The organism is Nocardioides sp. NPDC057767 (assembly GCF_042798275.1).
GTDB lineage: Bacteria > Actinomycetota > Actinomycetes > Propionibacteriales > Nocardioidaceae > Nocardioides.
Genome location: NZ_JBHVKJ010000066.1, coordinates 1 through 16,164 on the forward strand (window position 1 = coordinate 1; position 16,164 = coordinate 16,164).

General features: G+C 70.4%; 17 protein-coding genes. 10 read left to right on the plus strand and 7 right to left on the minus strand.

The window, feature by feature from the left end; genetic code table 11:
- Positions 1-42: 42 nt before the first annotated feature.
- Entirely contained in the window at positions 43-1,560 is a 1,518-nt protein-coding gene (locus ACFVDI_RS24815) for an AtzH-like domain-containing protein (protein ID WP_378911452.1), read from the minus strand.
- Between the two features lie 23 nt (positions 1,561-1,583).
- Positions 1,584-1,943 (minus strand): YidH family protein, encoded by a 360-nt coding sequence (locus ACFVDI_RS24820; RefSeq protein ID WP_378911453.1) that lies wholly within the window; start codon positions 1,941-1,943, stop codon positions 1,584-1,586.
- A gap of 45 nt (positions 1,944-1,988) precedes the next feature.
- On the opposite strand from ACFVDI_RS24820, the gene ACFVDI_RS24825 reads away from it, so the two are divergent.
- On the plus strand, positions 1,989-2,816 hold the full coding sequence (locus ACFVDI_RS24825) for a thioesterase family protein (RefSeq protein ID WP_378911454.1): 828 nt from the start codon (positions 1,989-1,991) through the stop codon (positions 2,814-2,816).
- 18 nt (positions 2,817-2,834) lie between these two features.
- On the opposite strand, the gene ACFVDI_RS24830 is transcribed toward ACFVDI_RS24825, so the two are convergent.
- Positions 2,835-4,451, minus strand: a complete 1,617-nt coding sequence (locus ACFVDI_RS24830; protein ID WP_378911455.1) for a D-alanyl-D-alanine carboxypeptidase family protein — start codon at positions 4,449-4,451, stop codon at positions 2,835-2,837.
- Positions 4,452-4,563: 112 nt separating this feature from the next.
- Between ACFVDI_RS24830 and ACFVDI_RS24835 the strand changes: the two genes are divergently transcribed.
- The 4 genes from ACFVDI_RS24835 to ACFVDI_RS24850 all read left to right on the plus strand — a co-directional run bounded on the left by ACFVDI_RS24835 (position 4,564) and on the right by ACFVDI_RS24850 (position 8,936).
- Entirely contained in the window at positions 4,564-5,271 is a 708-nt protein-coding gene (locus tag ACFVDI_RS24835; protein WP_378911456.1) for a (deoxy)nucleoside triphosphate pyrophosphohydrolase, read from the plus strand.
- A gap of 10 nt (positions 5,272-5,281) precedes the next feature.
- A complete protein-coding gene (gene mshB, locus ACFVDI_RS24840; protein ID WP_378911459.1) occupies positions 5,282-6,193 on the plus strand; it encodes an N-acetyl-1-D-myo-inositol-2-amino-2-deoxy-alpha-D-glucopyranoside deacetylase in 912 nt (303 codons plus the stop codon).
- Complete coding sequence (locus tag ACFVDI_RS24845; RefSeq protein WP_378911460.1) at positions 6,190-6,534, plus strand: hypothetical protein; 345 nt, start codon at positions 6,190-6,192, stop codon at positions 6,532-6,534. Before mshB ends, ACFVDI_RS24845 begins: the two co-directional genes overlap by 4 nt.
- Before the next feature lie 62 nt (positions 6,535-6,596).
- Positions 6,597-8,936, plus strand: coding sequence for a VanW family protein (locus ACFVDI_RS24850; RefSeq protein WP_378911461.1), 2,340 nt, complete (start codon positions 6,597-6,599; stop codon positions 8,934-8,936).
- Between the two features lie 129 nt (positions 8,937-9,065).
- Here ACFVDI_RS24850 and aspS read toward each other — a convergent pair whose 3' ends face one another.
- Positions 9,066-10,367 (minus strand): aspartate--tRNA(Asn) ligase, encoded by a 1,302-nt coding sequence (aspS, locus tag ACFVDI_RS24855; RefSeq protein ID WP_378911462.1) that lies wholly within the window; start codon positions 10,365-10,367, stop codon positions 9,066-9,068.
- 244 nt (positions 10,368-10,611) lie between these two features.
- Between aspS and ACFVDI_RS24860 the strand changes: the two genes are divergently transcribed.
- Positions 10,612-11,439, plus strand: a complete 828-nt coding sequence (locus ACFVDI_RS24860; RefSeq protein ID WP_378911463.1) for an esterase/lipase family protein — start codon at positions 10,612-10,614, stop codon at positions 11,437-11,439.
- A 9-nt stretch (positions 11,440-11,448) separates the two neighbouring features.
- Here ACFVDI_RS24860 and ACFVDI_RS24865 read toward each other — a convergent pair whose 3' ends face one another.
- Positions 11,449-11,850 carry a type II toxin-antitoxin system VapC family toxin gene (locus ACFVDI_RS24865; RefSeq protein ID WP_378911464.1) on the minus strand — a complete coding sequence of 134 codons (402 nt, stop codon included), beginning with the start codon at positions 11,848-11,850 and terminating at the stop codon, positions 11,449-11,451.
- The gene (locus tag ACFVDI_RS24870) at positions 11,837-12,088 is read right to left on the minus strand and encodes a type II toxin-antitoxin system Phd/YefM family antitoxin (RefSeq protein ID WP_008358816.1); all 252 of its coding nucleotides are present in this window, start codon (positions 12,086-12,088) and stop codon (positions 11,837-11,839) included. Before ACFVDI_RS24870 ends, ACFVDI_RS24865 begins: the two co-directional genes overlap by 14 nt.
- Positions 12,089-12,154: 66 nt before the next feature.
- On the opposite strand from ACFVDI_RS24870, the gene ACFVDI_RS24875 reads away from it, so the two are divergent.
- Positions 12,155-12,544 carry a VOC family protein gene (locus ACFVDI_RS24875; protein ID WP_378911465.1) on the plus strand — a complete coding sequence of 130 codons (390 nt, stop codon included), beginning with the start codon at positions 12,155-12,157 and terminating at the stop codon, positions 12,542-12,544.
- A gap of 4 nt (positions 12,545-12,548) precedes the next feature.
- On the opposite strand, the gene ACFVDI_RS24880 is transcribed toward ACFVDI_RS24875, so the two are convergent.
- Complete coding sequence (locus ACFVDI_RS24880; protein WP_378911466.1) at positions 12,549-13,442, minus strand: GNAT family N-acetyltransferase; 894 nt, start codon at positions 13,440-13,442, stop codon at positions 12,549-12,551.
- Between the two features lie 79 nt (positions 13,443-13,521).
- Between ACFVDI_RS24880 and fdxA the strand changes: the two genes are divergently transcribed.
- The 3 genes from fdxA to ACFVDI_RS24895 are packed head-to-tail and all read left to right on the plus strand — an operon-like array spanning position 13,522 to position 16,020.
- Positions 13,522-13,845 carry a ferredoxin gene (gene fdxA / locus ACFVDI_RS24885; RefSeq protein WP_008358813.1) on the plus strand — a complete coding sequence of 108 codons (324 nt, stop codon included), beginning with the start codon at positions 13,522-13,524 and terminating at the stop codon, positions 13,843-13,845.
- A complete protein-coding gene (dapC, locus tag ACFVDI_RS24890; protein WP_378911467.1) occupies positions 13,845-14,942 on the plus strand; it encodes a succinyldiaminopimelate transaminase in 1,098 nt (365 codons plus the stop codon). Before fdxA ends, dapC begins: the two co-directional genes overlap by 1 nt.
- 46 nt (positions 14,943-14,988) lie before the next feature.
- Positions 14,989-16,020 (plus strand): hypothetical protein, encoded by a 1,032-nt coding sequence (locus ACFVDI_RS24895; protein WP_378911468.1) that lies wholly within the window; start codon positions 14,989-14,991, stop codon positions 16,018-16,020.
- Positions 16,021-16,164: the final 144 nt, after the last annotated feature.

A 16,164-nucleotide genomic window follows, 5' to 3' on the forward strand; every position in this document is an offset into this window, starting at 1 on the left:
AGTTTCGTCGCCCACAACTACAGACTCGGCCGCCAGAACTACCTATTCGGCGAGGGTTTGGGCCAGCGCGAGGAGGTCGCGGTCACGGCCGGGCGCGGCGACGAGGCAGAGACCGGTGGGGAGGTTGGTCGGGGTGCGGACGGGGATCGAGACGGCGGGGAGGCCGGCGATACCGGCGATGCAGGTGAGCCGGAGGGTGTTGTCGCGAACGCCGGCGGCATCGGTCGCGGTCGGTGCCACCGTCGAGGCGCTCGGGTAGGCGAGGACGCGGTCGCCGACGACGTCGAGGATCTCCGCGCGGGCCTGGGAGAGGACGGCGCGCGCCTCGTCCGCCTGCTTCCGGGTCACCGTTCGAGCCATCTCGAAGCGACCACGCACGGCCTCGCCGAGCGTGTCCAGCCGGGTCTCGAGCCAGGCACCGTGCGCCTGCCACGCCTGGTAGGCCTGACCGGTGACGAACGCTTGGCGCCACTCGTCCAGCCTGGCGGGCTTCCAGGCCAGCGGTTTGGCTTCGGGCAGGGCCTCGCTCACCGCGGTGGCGACGTCCTCCGCGGCGAGCGCGACCAGCGACGGCACCAGGTGGATGTCGTCCACGGATGCGGGCGAGGAGGCAGACTCCGGCAGCAGTACGTCACCCACCGCCTGCAGCAGGAACGCCGAACGCGTCATCCACCCGACGGTGTCGAAGGCCTTGGCGAGCGGAAGCATGCCCTCGCGCGAGACGGCGCCGTGGGACGTACGGATGCCGTAGAGGCCCTGGTAGGCGGCCGGCACCCGGATCGAGCCGCCGGTGTCGCTCCCTAGCCCGATGGAGGCCTGGCCGAGCGCGACCGCGGTGGCCGATCCGGACGAGGAGCCGCCGGGGATCCGGTCGGGTGCCTTCGGATTCGGCGGGGCTCCGTAGTGGGCGTTGAGCCCGGAGAGCGAGTAGGCGAACTCCTCGGTGCGCGCGATCCCGCGGATCGACGCCCCCGCGTCCAGCAGCGAGGCCACCGCGGCGGCATGGGACGAGGCGACGGGCGCCTGCTCCAGCCACGCCGGGCTCCCGGCACCGACCGCGAACCCGGCGACCGCGAAGAGGTCCTTGACCGCCACGGTCTCGCCCGAGAGCGCGCCGTCGGCGGTGTGCGAGGAGACCAGCGGGTCGCCGACGACCCGCCAGATCCGGCTGTCGAGGGCGGGGGCAGGCGCGGAGACATGGGCCGCAGTGACCTGCCAGCCGCCGTACTCGATCCGCACCGGGTCCCGTGCCCACAGCTGCGTCTGCAGCCCGCGTCCACCTCGGTCGAGCTCCGTGACGGCCACGACCAGCGCGTGGTCCTCGTCGATCACCTGCACGTGCGTCTGCACGATGCGCCGCTTGGGGGCGCCGCCGCGCGCCCCGTGGAGGGCCGCGATCTGCTCGTGGCCGACGAGGAGTCCGGCGGCATCACCGCGCAGCGTGGTGGGGGAGTCGGCGAAGAGCGCGTCGAGAGCGGCGACGTCGTCGGACATCAGCGCGCTCTCGTACGCCCGGAAGGCCTGCAGCAGCCCGTGCGGGACAGGCTTGAGCTCAGTCATGGGTGAAGTCTGCCCTGATCCGGTCAGAGAACCAGCGAGAACCCCAGCAACACTCCGATCACCAGCAGGGCCCCGGCCAGGACGAACCCCGCGGAGAACGCCGGCAGCGGTCGCCGCTCCCGCATCGCGCGCTCGACCCGTGCCCAACGGACCATCGCGAAGACCGTGCACAGGATCGCGGTGAGCACCAGGAGGAGGATGACGCCGGTGCGTACGCCCTCGCCGGCCGGCACCTTGAACGAGTGCAGCGCGACCGCACCGGCCAGCAGGCCGAGCACGGTGCGGGCCCAGGCCAGGAACGTACGCTCGTTGGCCAGGGTGAACCGGGGATCCGGCTCGGAGCCGTGGTCGTAGACCCAGTGCGGGTGTCGGGGGTCGGTCATGCCCCCATCGTCCACCACATCGGGTACCGATCTAGATTATTACCCATGGGTAATAGGGAACAGGCCGAGTTCGATCGCGACATCGCGGTCCGCAGGACCGACGACAGGACGTACGCAGCCGAGCTCGCCCCCGGTTGGGTGGTCGGCGGCGGGGTCAACGGCGGCTACCTGCTCGCGGTCATCGCCAACGCACTGCGGGCGCACCTGCCGAGCCACCCGGACCCGATCGTGCTGAGCGCGTTCTACGCCAGCGCGAGCACGCCGGGACCGGCGGAGATCCGGATCGAGACCAAGCGCGACAAGGGCTCGCTCGCCATCGCCACTGCCGAGCTGTGGCAGGGCGAGGACCTGCGGATCACCACCACGGCGACGTACGCGGACCTCGACGGTCTCCACGCCAAGAGCAGCGGCTTCGAGCGGGTCAGCGCGACCGAGCCGGAGCTGCCGCCTCTGGAGGAGTGCCTCTCCTCGACCACGGCGCCCGAGGAGGTCAAGGAGTTCGTGCCGATGCTGGACCGCTACGAGCTCTGCGTGCCGAAGGAGCAGTTCGTCTGGGGTGGCGCGGCACCGACCGGCGAGGCGGTCTTCACCGGGTGGTTCCGCCACCACGACCGGGAGCCCGACCCGCTCTCGCTGCTGCAGGTGCTCGACGCGCTCCCGCCGGTGACCTTCGGGCTCGAGCTGCCGGGCTGGGCGCCGACCCTGGAGCTCACCTGCCACATCCGCCACAAGCCGGCTCCGGGCTGGCTCAAGGTCACCCACTTCTCACGCAACCTCTCGGGCGGCATGTTCGAGGAGGACTGCGAGATCTGGGACTCCGCGGGGAGGCTGGTCGCCCAGGCGCGTCAGCTGGCTCGGCTGCCGCGCGCCTGACGGCTCAGCGCGGGGCGGTCACATCGGGGCGCAGCGGTCCTTCCCGCCGTACGCGTCCCAGTGCCACGCCTCGGCCGAGTACTGCTTCAGCCCGACGCTCAGTGCGGTCTTGTTGAGGAACCTCCACACCGCGCTGGACGGCTCGGAGGCCCGCGTCGCGCAGGTCTTGCCGCCGGTCACGCTGGGCTGCTCGAAGTCGATGGCGATGCCGAGCTGGTGCGATGAGTGGCCGGGCTGTGCGGTCAGGGTGTAGTCCCCGGCCTGGCAGCCGCCGGTGACGTCCTTCTGGCACAGCGCCTTCTGCTTCTTCATCGTCCGGAACGAGCTGCTCGCGACGAGGTCGATGCCCTGCTTCTCGGCCTTCTTGACCAGCGCCGCAGCGGCTCCGGAGATGCGTGCGTTGACGATGGTCAGGCCGTCGGAGCCGTCGATGAAGTAGGGGTCGCCCTTGGTGCTCTCGGTGCCGGTGTTGGGCAGCCCTTCGACCGCGCACAGCCGCACCGGGATCAGCTTGCCCTCGTCGTAGCCCTCGCCCTCGCCGAGATCCTTCGTGCCCGGTGCGCACACGAGCCCGGTCGAGTCGCTGCGTACGTCGCCGACCGGCCTCGTCGGCGCCGCGACCTCGAGCAGCTTGCCCTCCGTGGCACCCGCGGAGCGCTGGTCATGGGCCTTCACGGCCAGCTCGGCGAGATGGCCGGTCACGCCACCCGTCTCGGTGTCGGTCTGGGTGGACCCCGGTGCCGACTTCGGGACGTCGTCGGGGCAGGTCGCGACCGACTCGCTGAGCGGCTTCTGGGTGCCGGCCGCAACGGTGATGGTCGCGCACACGACGGTGGTGTGGTCGCGCTTGGCGTAGGTGTCCTGCCAGGTCCGGTAGCCCGCGACCGTGAACGTGTTTCCGGCAGGGTCGGCCTGCAGCGTACGCAGTCCCAGGCCCTCGCCGTAGGCGCCCGGCTGCTCGAGCCAGGTGCCGATGTCGTCCGCGGTCACCTCCCAGCCGACGCTGCGCAGCGACGCCACCGCCACCGACAGGTCGCTGCCGACGCCGGCGAGGTCGTCGGTCGTGGTCTGCTCCCACTTCTGCAGCTGCTCGTAGAAGTCGTACGCCCCGTAGCCACCGACCCCGACCAGCGCGAGCACCAGCAACCCCGCGAGCACCTTCGGCCAGCGCCGCTTCTTCGGTGGCTCCGGACCGAACCGTCCGGGGCCGAAGCCCTGTGGGTAGCCCGGTGGCTGCTGGCCCGCGTAGGGCTGCTCCGGATAGGGCTGCTCGGGGTAGGCCTGCTCCGGATAGGGCTGCTCGGGGTAAGGGTTCTCGAGGTAGGGATTCTCGGGATAGTGCTGTTCCGGGTACGGCTGCTGGCCGTAGGACTGCTGTTCCGGCGGGTAGGGCCTCTGCTGGGCCGGAGGGTGGCGCCGCTCCTGCTCCGGGTAGGGCCGCTGCTCCGGGTAGGGCCGCTGTCCCGAAAAGCGCTGCTCACCCGGGTAGGGCTGTCCCGGACGAGGCTGATGCTGTCCCGGATGAGGCCGCTGCTGGCCGGGGTGCGGCTGCCGTGGACCCGGGTAGGGCTGCTGTCCCCGGGGCCGCGGGCGAGGCTCGCCGGGCCGGCGTGGCGGCCACTGCTGATCGCTCATGACAGGGCCCCGGACGAGGGCAGGCAGGCGATGAGCAGAAGAGGGCGGGGCACGGCGTTGCAGCGTACCCAAGAGACCCCACTTTCTGGGCCTCTAGGGAACAATCTCACACGTGAACACCCCCAAGACCGTAGTGGCCGCGGCGATCCTCAGCGCCGACGGCAAGCAGGTGCTGGCCGCGCGGCGTACGTCCCCGCCCACGGCCGCCGGACGCTGGGAGCTCCCCGGCGGGAAGGTCGAGGAGGGGGAGACACCCGAGGCGGCCCTCGTCCGGGAGATAGGCGAGGAGCTCGGCTGTCTGATCGAGGTGCTCGACTGGATGCAGGGTGAAGCGCCCATCGGCGAGAGCCACCGGCTGATCGCCGCCACCGCCCGGGTGGTCGCGGGGGAGCCGCGACCGCGTGAGCACGACCAGGTCCTCTGGCTCGCAGCCGAGGACCTCGACTCGGTCGACTGGCTGGAGCCCGACCGCCCGTTCCTCGATGCGCTCCGCCACGTACTCGGCATGCCCCAGGACGCCACCCTGCGCGGCATCTTCTTCGAGGAGGAGGACGCCCGGACGGCCGCGGCGACCCTCGAGCGCGAGGGCTGGACGGCCCGGGTCGGCCGCGAGCGCTACCAGGGCGAGGACGACGACGAGGACCACCCGTGGTCGGTGGAGACCGACGCCCCCGTGATGGTCCTGGAGCTGCTGGTCGACGAGTACGACGGCTGGCTCGACATCCCCGAGGAGGCGCCGGACGACTCGATAGCCCCCGAGCCCGTCGAGCTCCCCGACAACCCCAAGCGCATCAAGCGGCCCGATTTGGGGAACTCCTAGGATCTGTTTCGTGACCTCACAGAAGAGCCTGCTGCTCGTCCACGCCCACCCCGACGACGAGACGATCGCTACGGGGGCAACCATGGCGAGGTATCTCGCCGAGGGTGCTCGCGTCACCCTGGTGACCTGCACCGCCGGTGAGATGGGCGAGATCCTGGTGCCCGAGCTGGCACATCTCGCTGCCGACCGGGACGACGCCCTGGGCGAGCACCGCCGCGGCGAGATCGAGAACGCGATGGCCGCCCTCAGGGCGCCCGACGGCAACGAGGTCGACCACCGCTGGCTCGGTGGCTTCGGCAGCTACCGCGACTCCGGCATGACCTGGAGCCAGGACCGCACCCACGCGCTGCCCGATCCCGACGCCCGCGAGAACGCCTTCTGGTACGCCGACCTCACCGAGGCCGCCGACCACCTCGTCACGATCATCCGCGAGGTGCGTCCGCAGGTGCTGGTCACCTACGACGAGTTCGGCAACTACGGCCACCCCGACCACATCCAGGCCCACCGGGTCGCGACGTACGCCGCCCATCTCGCCGCCGTCCCGACCTACAAGAAGGAGCTCGGCGAGGCCCACGAGATCGACCGGATCTTCTGGACCGCTCTCGCGGAGAGCTGGCTGCGGGAGGGTCTGCGGGCGGCCCGGGATTCGGGGGACGCGGAAGCCCTCGGCGGGATGGACCCCGAGGGCCCGCTGCCGATGGCCACGCCCGACGTCGACATCGCCGCCGCGATCGACGGCACCACCTACGCCGACCAGAAGGTCGCCGCGATGCGCGCCTATCCCACGCAGATGGACATGGAGCAGGGCATGTTCGCGATGACCAACAGCCTCGGCACGACCGCCTGGTCCCACGAGCACTTCCGGATCGCCAAAGGACGCGTCGAAGGGGACAGCCTGACCGACCTCTTCGCCGGGTTGTGAGACCGCTCGGCGGCGGGCTGGCGGGCCTTCTCCTCGGCGTCGTCATCGGGGTGGCGGCGGTCGCCGTCCATCCGTGGTGGTGGGGACTGCTGCTCGCGGTGGCGGCGTCCTCGGCCGCGCTGCTGGCTCTCCCGCGCGGCGCCTGGCGGATCTCGTACGCAGCGGCCTGGGCGATCGTCGTCGCCCTGGCCGCGACCCCGAGGCCGGCGGGCGGGTATGCCGTCGCGGGCGACCTCGAGGGATACCTGATGATCCTCTGGGCCGTACTGATGATCGTGGTGGCGACTGCGACTGTCTCGAAGGCTGTTCCGCAGGGCGAACGGACCCATCCCGGAAAGTGACGAACGTCCCAAGATGGGCTACGGGTTCGGCCTAGGGGGGTATAGGTCCTAGGCTCTCCCGCATGTCCCATGAGCCCGAGGCCTTCAAGGCCCCCGAGCCCGCGAAGCGAACTGACGCGGCCGGGTCCACCGCCAGCCAGACTGGCGCGGACGATGCTGCCATCGAGACGATCATGATCCCGCAGATCGAGATCGACGCCCGGGTTGCCGAGTCCACCGGTGCCAAGCCGGTGGCCAACGTGCCCGATGACGAGCCCGACGGCGCGACCAGGATCGTCGCCCCCGGGATGGACTTCGACGACGACGTCGCCGAGGAGACCCTGCTGCGGAGCACGATGCTGCGCTCGGAGCTGCCGAAGCGAGGGGAGCTGCCCAAGGAGGACAACTTCCTGTTCGTCTCGAAGAACCGGAAGTTCGCCCCGGAGCCGGACGCCGCCGACGCGGCCCCCGACCTGGCTGACGACGCGGCCACCGAGGTCGCGTTCGACAGCCAGGCCCGGGACGTCCCCGACTTCGACGACGAGCCGCTCGAGGCGACCGTCATGGGCGTCGGGCCGTTCGTCGTGGACGAACCGGCCCCCGCCGACCCCTTCGAGCCAGCCTTCGGGCAACCCGACTACGCCCAACCCGACTACGCCCAGCCGGTCCCGGCCGAGGGCAAGAACCTCGGCACGGGCGCCAAGGTCGCTGTCGCGGTCGCCGGCGGCTTCGCCATCCTGGCCTTCGCCGGCTGGGCCGCTGCGTACGCGGTGGCCGGGGACAAGATCTCCGAGGGCACCACGGTCGCCGGTGTGGACATCGGTGGCATGACGGCGGCGGAGGCGACGCCGCTGCTCAACGAGAAGTTCGCCGCCGCCCACAGCCAGCCGATCATCGTGACCGCCGGCGAGAGCACCACCGAGGTCAACCCGGCCGAGGCCGGCCTGAGCTTCGACGCCGAGGCGACGATCGAGAAGATCGACGCCGGACACAGCTGGAGCCCGGTGAAGCTGTGGAAGCACTTCACCGGCGGTGGCGAGATCGAGCCCGTCATCAAGTCCGACGACAAGCTGATCGCCAAGGTCGCCGCGAAGGTGAACAAGCGCGCCGGCACCCCCTTCAAGGACGGCGACGTCGTCATCAAGAAGGGCAAGATCAAGACCACCCAGCCGGTGGCCGGCGAGGGCGTCGGCGACGACGCGCTCCGCACCGCGCTCGCCGGCCAGCTGCTGGTCGAGGGCGACCGCAAGGCCGACGTAGCTCTCGAGGAGCTCACCCCGGACGTCGACGAGGCCGACGTCCAGGAGGCGGTCGAGAAGGTCGCCACCCCGGCGGTCTCCGGGCCGATCACGCTGAAGTTCGAGAAGACCCCGGTGGAGCTGTCCCCGAAGGAGTTCGGCGACGCGATCCGGTTCGACCCCAAGGACGGCGAGCTGCAGGCCGCCGTCGCGCCGAGCAAGCTCAAGAAGGTGCTCAAGAAGGCCCTCGCCGACGACGCCGCGAAGCCGGTCGACGCGACCGTCGAGATGGTCAACGGCGCCCCGAAGGTCATCCCCGCCAAGCCGGGCGTCACCTTCAACCAGAAGGACCTGGAGGCGGTCTTCCTCGACGTCGTCACGGCGCCCGCTGGTGAGCGCACCGTCGAGGTGAAGTCGAAGGTCGCCAAGCCGAAGGTCACCACCGAGGAGGCCAAGTCCTGGGGCATCAAGGAGAAGGTCTCGACCTTCACCACCAACTTCCCCTACGCCGAATACCGCAACGTCAACATCGGCCGCGCCGCCGAGCTGGTCAACGGCACCGTGCTCGCGCCGGGGGACACCTTCTCGATGAACGGCATCGTCGGAGAGCGCACCGCTGCGAACGGGTTCACCAAGGGCTGGATGATCCAGAACGGCGTCTTCCGCGAGGACTACGGCGGCGGCGTCTCGCAGATGGCGACGACCACGTTCAACGCGATGTTCTTCGCCGGCCTCCAGGACGTCGAGCACAAGGCGCACTCGCTCTACATCGACCGCTACCCGATCGGCCGCGAGGCGACCGTCGCCTGGCCGACGCTCGACCTGAAGTTCAAGAACAACACCAAGTACGGCGTGCTCATCCGCTCCTCGGTCAACCCCGCCAGCGGCAGCAGCCAGGGCTCGGTGACCGTCGAGATGTGGTCCACCAAGATCTGGGACATCAAGGCCCGCACCGGTGAGCGCTACGACTTCAAGTCGCCCGGCAAGCAGAAGATCACCGACGGCAACTGCGAGAACACCGTCGGCGCGCCGGGCTTCTCGATCAACGTCTGGCGCGACTTCTACGACGCCGCCTCCGGTGCGAAGGTCGATACCCAGACCTTCAAGACCACCTACATCCCGCAGGACGAGGTCGAGTGCACCGACGAGTCGGAGAAGCCGCCGCCCCCCGCCGACCCCAACTGACACACCCGCTGGTCGAGCCGCCGGAGCCGCTAGGCGGAGGCGTGTCGAGACCAACACGGTCGCTGACTGTGTTGGTCTCGACACGCTCGCTGGCGCGAGGGTCTGAACGAAGTGGCCCTCGACCGACGACTATGGGGTCAGGCGGGTCAGGTCCCGCGGGAACAGGGTGACCTCGCGGATGTTGACGGCTTCGACGAGGCGTGCGACCCACCGCTCCAGACCCAGCGCGAAGCCCCCGTGGGGTGGCATCCCGTGCGCGAAGGCCTGCAGATACGAGGCGTACGCCGCGGGCTCCTCGCCGCGTCCCCGGATCGCCTCCTCGTAGTCGGTGAGCCGGTGCAGACGCTGCCCTCCGGTCACCAGCTCCAGGCCGCGGAAGAGCAGGTCGAAGCTGTTGCTCCCGTCCCCTGGTGGTCGAGCCTGTCGAGACCAGGGGTGGGTGTAGAACGGCCGCTTCCGCATCGGATACCCCTCGACCGCGAGGAAGTCGGACCCGTACGTCTCCTGAGCCCATGCCCCGAGCGCGCGCTCGTGCTCGGGCGCCAGGTCGGGCTCGTCCGCTGGAGCACCGACCAGCTCGAGCGCCTCGGTGAAGTGGATCACCGGGATCTCCGGCGGCACCACGGGAAGCTCGACGCCGAGCCGTTCGACCGCGCCGGCCGCGTACGTCTCTATCCCTGCCCGCATCCCGGCGACGACCTCGCGCAGCACCGCGAGCACGTCGCGGTGGTCGCGGACGAAGCCGAGCTCGACGTCGAGGCTGACGTACTCGGCCAGGTGGCGCACCGTGTCGTGCGGCTCGGCCCGGAAGACCGGCCCGACCTCGTAGACCCGCTCGAAGATGCCGACCAGCTGCTGCTTGTAGAACTGCGGCGACTGGGCGAGATAGGCGGGCCGCCCGAAGTAGTCGATCTCGAAGACGTCGGCGCCCGACTCGGTCGCCGACTCGACGATCTTGGGCGAGTGGACCTCGGTGAATCCGGCGTCGTCGAGCGTCGAGCGGAAGCCGCGCAGGGAGGCTGCGGCGAGCTCCCAGCGCGCCCGGACCACAGGATGCCGCCAGGTCAACGGCGCGTAGTCGAGCAGGGTCGGCAGCCCGGCTGCGAGGTCGGGGCGCCACAGCTCGACCGGCGGGGTGAGTGCCGGCTCGGAGAGCACGGTGACCGTCGGCGAGGTGATCTCGACACCTCCGGGGGCCTGCGGGTTGAGAGTGGCGACGCCGACCACTTCGACCGGCGTCTCCTCGGGTGGTGCCACCTGCCCATCGGCCGGCTTGATCACCACCTGCGCTTGGCCGCTGCGGTCGCGCAGCACCACGAAGGTCACGGCGGCGAGCTCGCGACGGCGGTGCACGTGGCCGCACAGCCGGACGGTGGTGCCGGGCGTGACCGAGGCGAGGTGGGCGGCGAGCGTACGGTCTATCGGTTTCATCGTTCCTCCAGGTGGCGAGGCCCTGGAGGTGTGGGCGGGGGCTAGGTCGCGGTGCCACCACACCTTCGCTGATGTTTCATCAGCCTCTCGTCGGTACGCCGCACGCGCGGGCGCCGCCGTGCCACGTGTGGCCGAGGGTCGTCACTCCTCAGCGGTGCCGCTGACGAGCGTAGATGTCACTCCGGGTGGCTCGCCAACGGGTTTCGGGTCGTGACGTCGATCACATCGGCTCGTTGAGTGGTTCATGCGTCCATTTCTGATGGGTCTGATCGCCGCCGCCGCACTCGTTCTCGCCCCGGTCTCCGCCTCTGCCGCGGGATCCGGCCGGACCGCGATCCCGCTGCCGGGATCGCCCTACGGCGACCCGGCCGGGTCCAACGACTGGGCGTGCGTGCCCTCGGCGCAGCGGCCGACGCCGGTGATCCTGGTGCACGGCACCTTCGGTGACCGCCGCTCGCTGCTGGACCCGATCTCGCTGTCCATGAAGCGGGCCGGGTTCTGCGTCTACTCGCTCGACTACGGCAACCGCGCCACCGGCGACATCCGGGACTCGGCCGCGCACCTGGGTGAGTTCATCGAGCGCGTCCGCGCGGCCACCGACGCGGACAAGGTCTCCCTGGTCGGTCACTCGCAGGGCGGCATGATGCCGCGCTACTACATCAAGAACCTCGGTGGCGCCGCCTACGTCGAGGACCTCATCGGCCTCGCGCCGTCCAACCACGGCACCTCGGTCATCCTGGACGAGGGCACCACCGAGGCCACCGGTCTCTGCCTGTCCTGCGCCCAGCAGGCCGCGGGCTCGCAGTTCCTCGCCGACCTGAACGCCGGCGACGAGACCCCGGGCGACATCTCCTACACCCAGATCGTCACCGCCACCGACGAGGTCGTCGTGCCCTACACCTCCGGCTTCCTGGCCGATGGTCCGAACACCACCAACGTACGCATCCAGGACGCCTGCGCCGCTGACCTCTCCGAGCACCTGCTCATCCCGATGAGCGTCTCCGCCATCGCGCTCACCCTCGACGCACTGACCCGTGAAGGCCCTGCCTCCCCGGCGCTGAAGACCTGCTGACCGCTGCGGTCACCAGATGGTGTGGATGGAATCGTACGCCTGCAGCCTGCTGTCCTTGGTCACGAGAGGAAGGTTCTCGAGCATGCTCTGAGCGGCGAGCATGCGGTCGAAGGGGTCGCGGTGATCCCAGTCGAGCTCTCCGGCGAGGCGCGAGTGGTTGAAATCCATCGGCAGCCGCTCCAGGACGTGAAGTCGGGTGCGGTCCTCGAAGGTGGCTGCCAGTGTGCCTCCGCCGGGAAGCTTGCTGAGCCGGGTCTTGGTGGAGATCTCCCAGAGGCTCGCTGCCGAGACGAACACCTCGGTGTCGATGTCGATGACGGCCTCGTAGGCGGTCTGGCTGAGTCGGTCGGGGTCGCTCACCAACCAGATGTAGGCATGTGTGTCGAGGAGGACCCGCTCATAGGTCTTCATCGAGCGAGCCCTCCCAGGCGGCGATCTCGTCGTCGGGGAGCGGGTCGAAGAACTCGTCGGGGACGCTCACGCGGAGGCCGCCGAGGATCCGTCTGGTCGGCCGCTCGATCGGCACCAGGCGCGCGATGGCGTGGTCGCCTCGGGCGATGATGACCTGGCCGCCCGCCTCGACCTCGGTGAGCAGGCTCGACAGGTGCGTCTTCGCCTCCTGAACCTTCACGACATGTGCCGCATCCATACGTCCACGGTAGGTTGGTCAACCAGGTTGGTCAACCCATGACCGTGCCCCGCTGAGGAGGACAGGATGCATCTGGACCTGGTCACGATCGTCGTTCCCGACTACGACGAGGCGGTGGTGTTCTTCCGCGACGTACTCGGGTTCGAGGTCGCCGAGGACGCCCCGTCGACCACGAACGACGGCCGCCCGAAGCGCTGGGTGGTCGTACGTCCGCCCGGTGGCGGCACCGGGTTCCTGCTCGCCCGGGCCGACGGCCCGGCGCAGACCGCGAGAGTCGGCGACCAGACCGGCGGCCGGGTGACGTTCTTCCTGCGTGTGGACGACTTCGGCGCCGCGTACGAGAGGCTGGTCGCCGCCGGGATCGAGCTCGTCGGACCGATCCGTGAGGAGTCCTACGGCACCCTGCAGGTCTTCCGTGATCCCTTCGGGAACCTGTGGGACCTGCTCGCGGGGTGACGCCCTACGGGGTGGGCGAGGAGTAGTAGCGGCAGCGGTGGTGCTCGGTGAAGCCGAGGGACTCGTAGAGGGCGAGGCCGGGGCCGTTGGTGGTCTCCACGTGCAGCCAGGCGGCCCGGGCGCCGCGCTCGGCACCCCACTCGAGCAGGGTGGCGAGGGCCTTGGTGGCGAGCCCCTGGCGCCGGTGCGACTCGGCGACCTCGAGGTCGTGGATCGCCAGCCAGTCGCGCTCCATCGTGCCCATGATCCGGGCGGTCTCGCCGAGGGTGATCAGCACCTGCGCGCCGTCGGTCCCGGCCACGGTCTCGACGCGGGCGTCCTCGACGGGCGGGGGCAGGATGCGGCGGGTGGCGGCGAGGCCGGCCAGCTGGAACTCGACGGTCACGTCCTCGACCCAGCCGCGCGCGACCAGGGCCTCCTCGGCCGCGGAGCCGACCTCGATCTTGGCGCGCGGTCGCTTGTGGCGGCTGCGGTAGTAGCTCTCGATCCGGTCGATCGCCGCCGCCAGCTCGATGCCGGGGTCGCCGATCGCCAGCGCCGAGTTGGGTCGCCGACGGACCGAGACCTCGTGGTCGAAGAGCACCCACTCGCCGAGGGCCTCGGAGGTGGTGCCGGGGAAGATCGCGGCGCTGAGCAGCTCGGCCTCGCGTACCCCGATCCGCAGTCGTACGTTGGGCCGCGGCGGCACCGGTTTGCCGGAGACGATCTCGGCGACCGGCACGCTCACCTGCTCCCCGGACTCGCGCTCGATGACGGCGGTGCCGTCGGCCCAGGACGTACAGACTCCGAGGATGTCGGTGAAGGCGGGGCCGCCCGTGGGGCCGGTCTCGCCCGGGACGAGGCGGCGGATGACGATCCGCTTGCCGACGACATGTGGTCCCAGGAGATGAGCAGGCACGGGGGGATACTAGGCTGTCCCCTGAAGGGCCAGTCGCGCCCCTCTGACTTTCGTGATACCCCGCTTGGAGGAGCCCCGAATGACGTACGTCATCGCCCAGCCCTGTGTTGACGTGAAGGACAAGGCTTGCGTCGACGAGTGTCCGGTGGACTGCATCTACGAGGGCAAGCGGATGCTCTACATCCACCCCGACGAGTGTGTCGACTGCGGCGCCTGCGAGCCGGTGTGCCCGCCCGAGGCGATCTTCTACGAGGACGACACCCCGGAGGAGTGGAAGGAGTACTACGACGCCAACGTCAAGTTCTTCGACGACCTCGGCTCGCCGGGCGGCGCCGCCCGCATGGGTGAGATCGACAAGGACCACCCGTTCGTCGCCGCTCTGCCCCCGCAGAACCAGGACTGATGATCCCGGTCTCACAGCGTCTGCCGGACTTCCCCTGGGACAAGCTCGTTCCCTTCAAGGAGAAGGCGTCGGCGCACGCCGGTGGACTCGTCGACCTCTCGATCGGCACGCCGGTCGACCCGACGCCCGCGGTGATCCAGAAGGCTCTCGCCGAGGCTGCCGACTCACCGGGCTACCCGACCACGATCGGCACGCCTGCGGTGCGTCAGGCCGCGATCGACTGGCTCGCGCGCAACCACGGGGTCTCGGGTCTTGGTCTGGACAACGTGCTGCCGGTGATCGGCTCCAAGGAGCTGATCGGCTCGCTGCCGCTGCATCTGGGTGTCGGTCAGGGTGACCTGATCGCCTACCCGGAGCTGGCCTACCCGACCTACGAGGTCTCCGCGGCCCTGGTCGGCGCCGACACCGTCGCGACCGACTCGCTGGTCGCGCTGGGCCCGAAGGCGCCGCGCATCCTGTGGATCAACTCGCCGTCCAACCCGAGCGGCCGGGTGCTCCCGGTGGAGCACCTGCGCAAGACGGTCGAGTGGGCGCGGGAGCGGGGCACGCTGCTGATCTCCGACGAGTGCTACATCGAGTGCGCCTGGGAGACCTCCCCGGTCTCGGTGCTGCACCCGGACGTGTGCGGTGGTTCCTTCGACGGTCTTCTCGCCGTCCACTCGCTCTCGAAGCGCTCCAACCTCGCGGGCTACCGCGAGGCCTTCGTCGCCGGCGACGCCTCGGTCCTCGGCGAGCTCCTCGCGGTCCGCAAGAACCTCGGCCTGATGATGCCCGGCCCGCAGCAGGTCGCCATGGTGACGGCGCTCGCCGACGACCAGCACGCCAAGGAGCAGCACGCCCGCTACGCCGCCCGGCGCACCAAGCTCAAGGCGGCTCTGGAGTCGGCCGGCTTCCGCATCGACCACTCCGAGGCTTCCCTCTACCTCTGGTCCACCCGTGACGAGGACTGCTGGGACACCGTCGAGTGGCTCGCCGAGCGAGGCATCCTCGCGGCTCCCGGCGCCTTCTACGGCCGCGCCGGCAGCCAGCACGTACGCATCGCCTTCACCGCGACCGACGAGCGCATCGACGCGGCCGTCGCCCGCCTGGCCGAGTGAGAGATCGCGCCGGGCGGGGTTTGCCCCGTACGTGAAGATGGGTGGCGTGAGCGCACAGCCGGGGACCCCGACGGGCCCGCCGACCATCCCGCCCCCGGGGCCGCGGCCTCCTACGCCGGGCCCTTCCGGGCCGAGGCTTCCCGAGCCGGCGCGCGAGGCGCTGCGGAAGTCGGCGCGGGAGGCCCGGAAGCAGCTGCGTCCGGTGCGCAAGCACCTCATCGTGCTCGGCATCGTGATCGCCGTCGCCCTGGTCTTCGCCGGCCTGCGGCTCCTCGGCGTCGGGATCAGCGGCATCCCGGTCCTCTCCCGTGAGGCGTGCACCGTCACCGCCGAGGGCGAGACCTACGATCTCTCCTCCGATCAAGCCGAACGCGCCTCGGCGATCGCCGCCCAGGCCGTACGCCGCGGGCTCCCCGCCCGGGCGGCCTCTGTCGTGCTGGCCGTCGAGCTCGCCGACCACTCGCTCAAACGGGACCCGGCCAAGGCGGCCGCCCTCTACGACCGGCTCTCCGGCGTCGCCGACTACCGCCAGCAGTCCGTCCCGGGCGTCGCCCAGCAGATCAGCAACGGCTCGCGTGACAGCTACCGGGGCGCCGAGCCGAAGGCACGGGCCCTGGCCTCGGCGCTGACCGGCAACACCCCCGAGGCGTTCTCGTGCGTCGTCAAGGGCGGTGCCGACGAGGCCTCGGACCAGCTCAGCGGTGCCGGACTCACCTCGCGTGCGGAGGCGCTGCGCGATGACGTACGCCAGGCCTACGGGCGCCTTTCCGAAGGCGGCTTCCAGCCCGGTGGAGTGACCACCGGACACATGGCCGGTTCGGCCCACTACGAGGGTCGCGCGGTCGACTACTTCTTCCGGCCCGTCAACGCGGGCAACAACATCAAGGGCTGGTCCCTGGCCCACTACCTCGTCGCCAACGCCGACCGCCTCGACATCGAGACCGTCATCTACGACGACCGCATCTGGACCAAGTGGCGCTCCGCCGCTGGCTGGCGCGACTACGAGGTCCCACCCCGCGGCGGCGACCAGGCCATCCTCGAGCACCGCGACCACGTCCACGTCGACATCGCCGACTGACCCCAGCCGAGTCGGTGGTTGTGGGCGCCGAAACCGTAGTTGTGGGGGTCGGAAGTAGAAGTTAGGGCCCCCCCACAAGTGTCTCGCCCGCCACAACAACCGGGACGGGGGGGGGGGGGGGGGAGGCGGGGGTGTCGACGATCT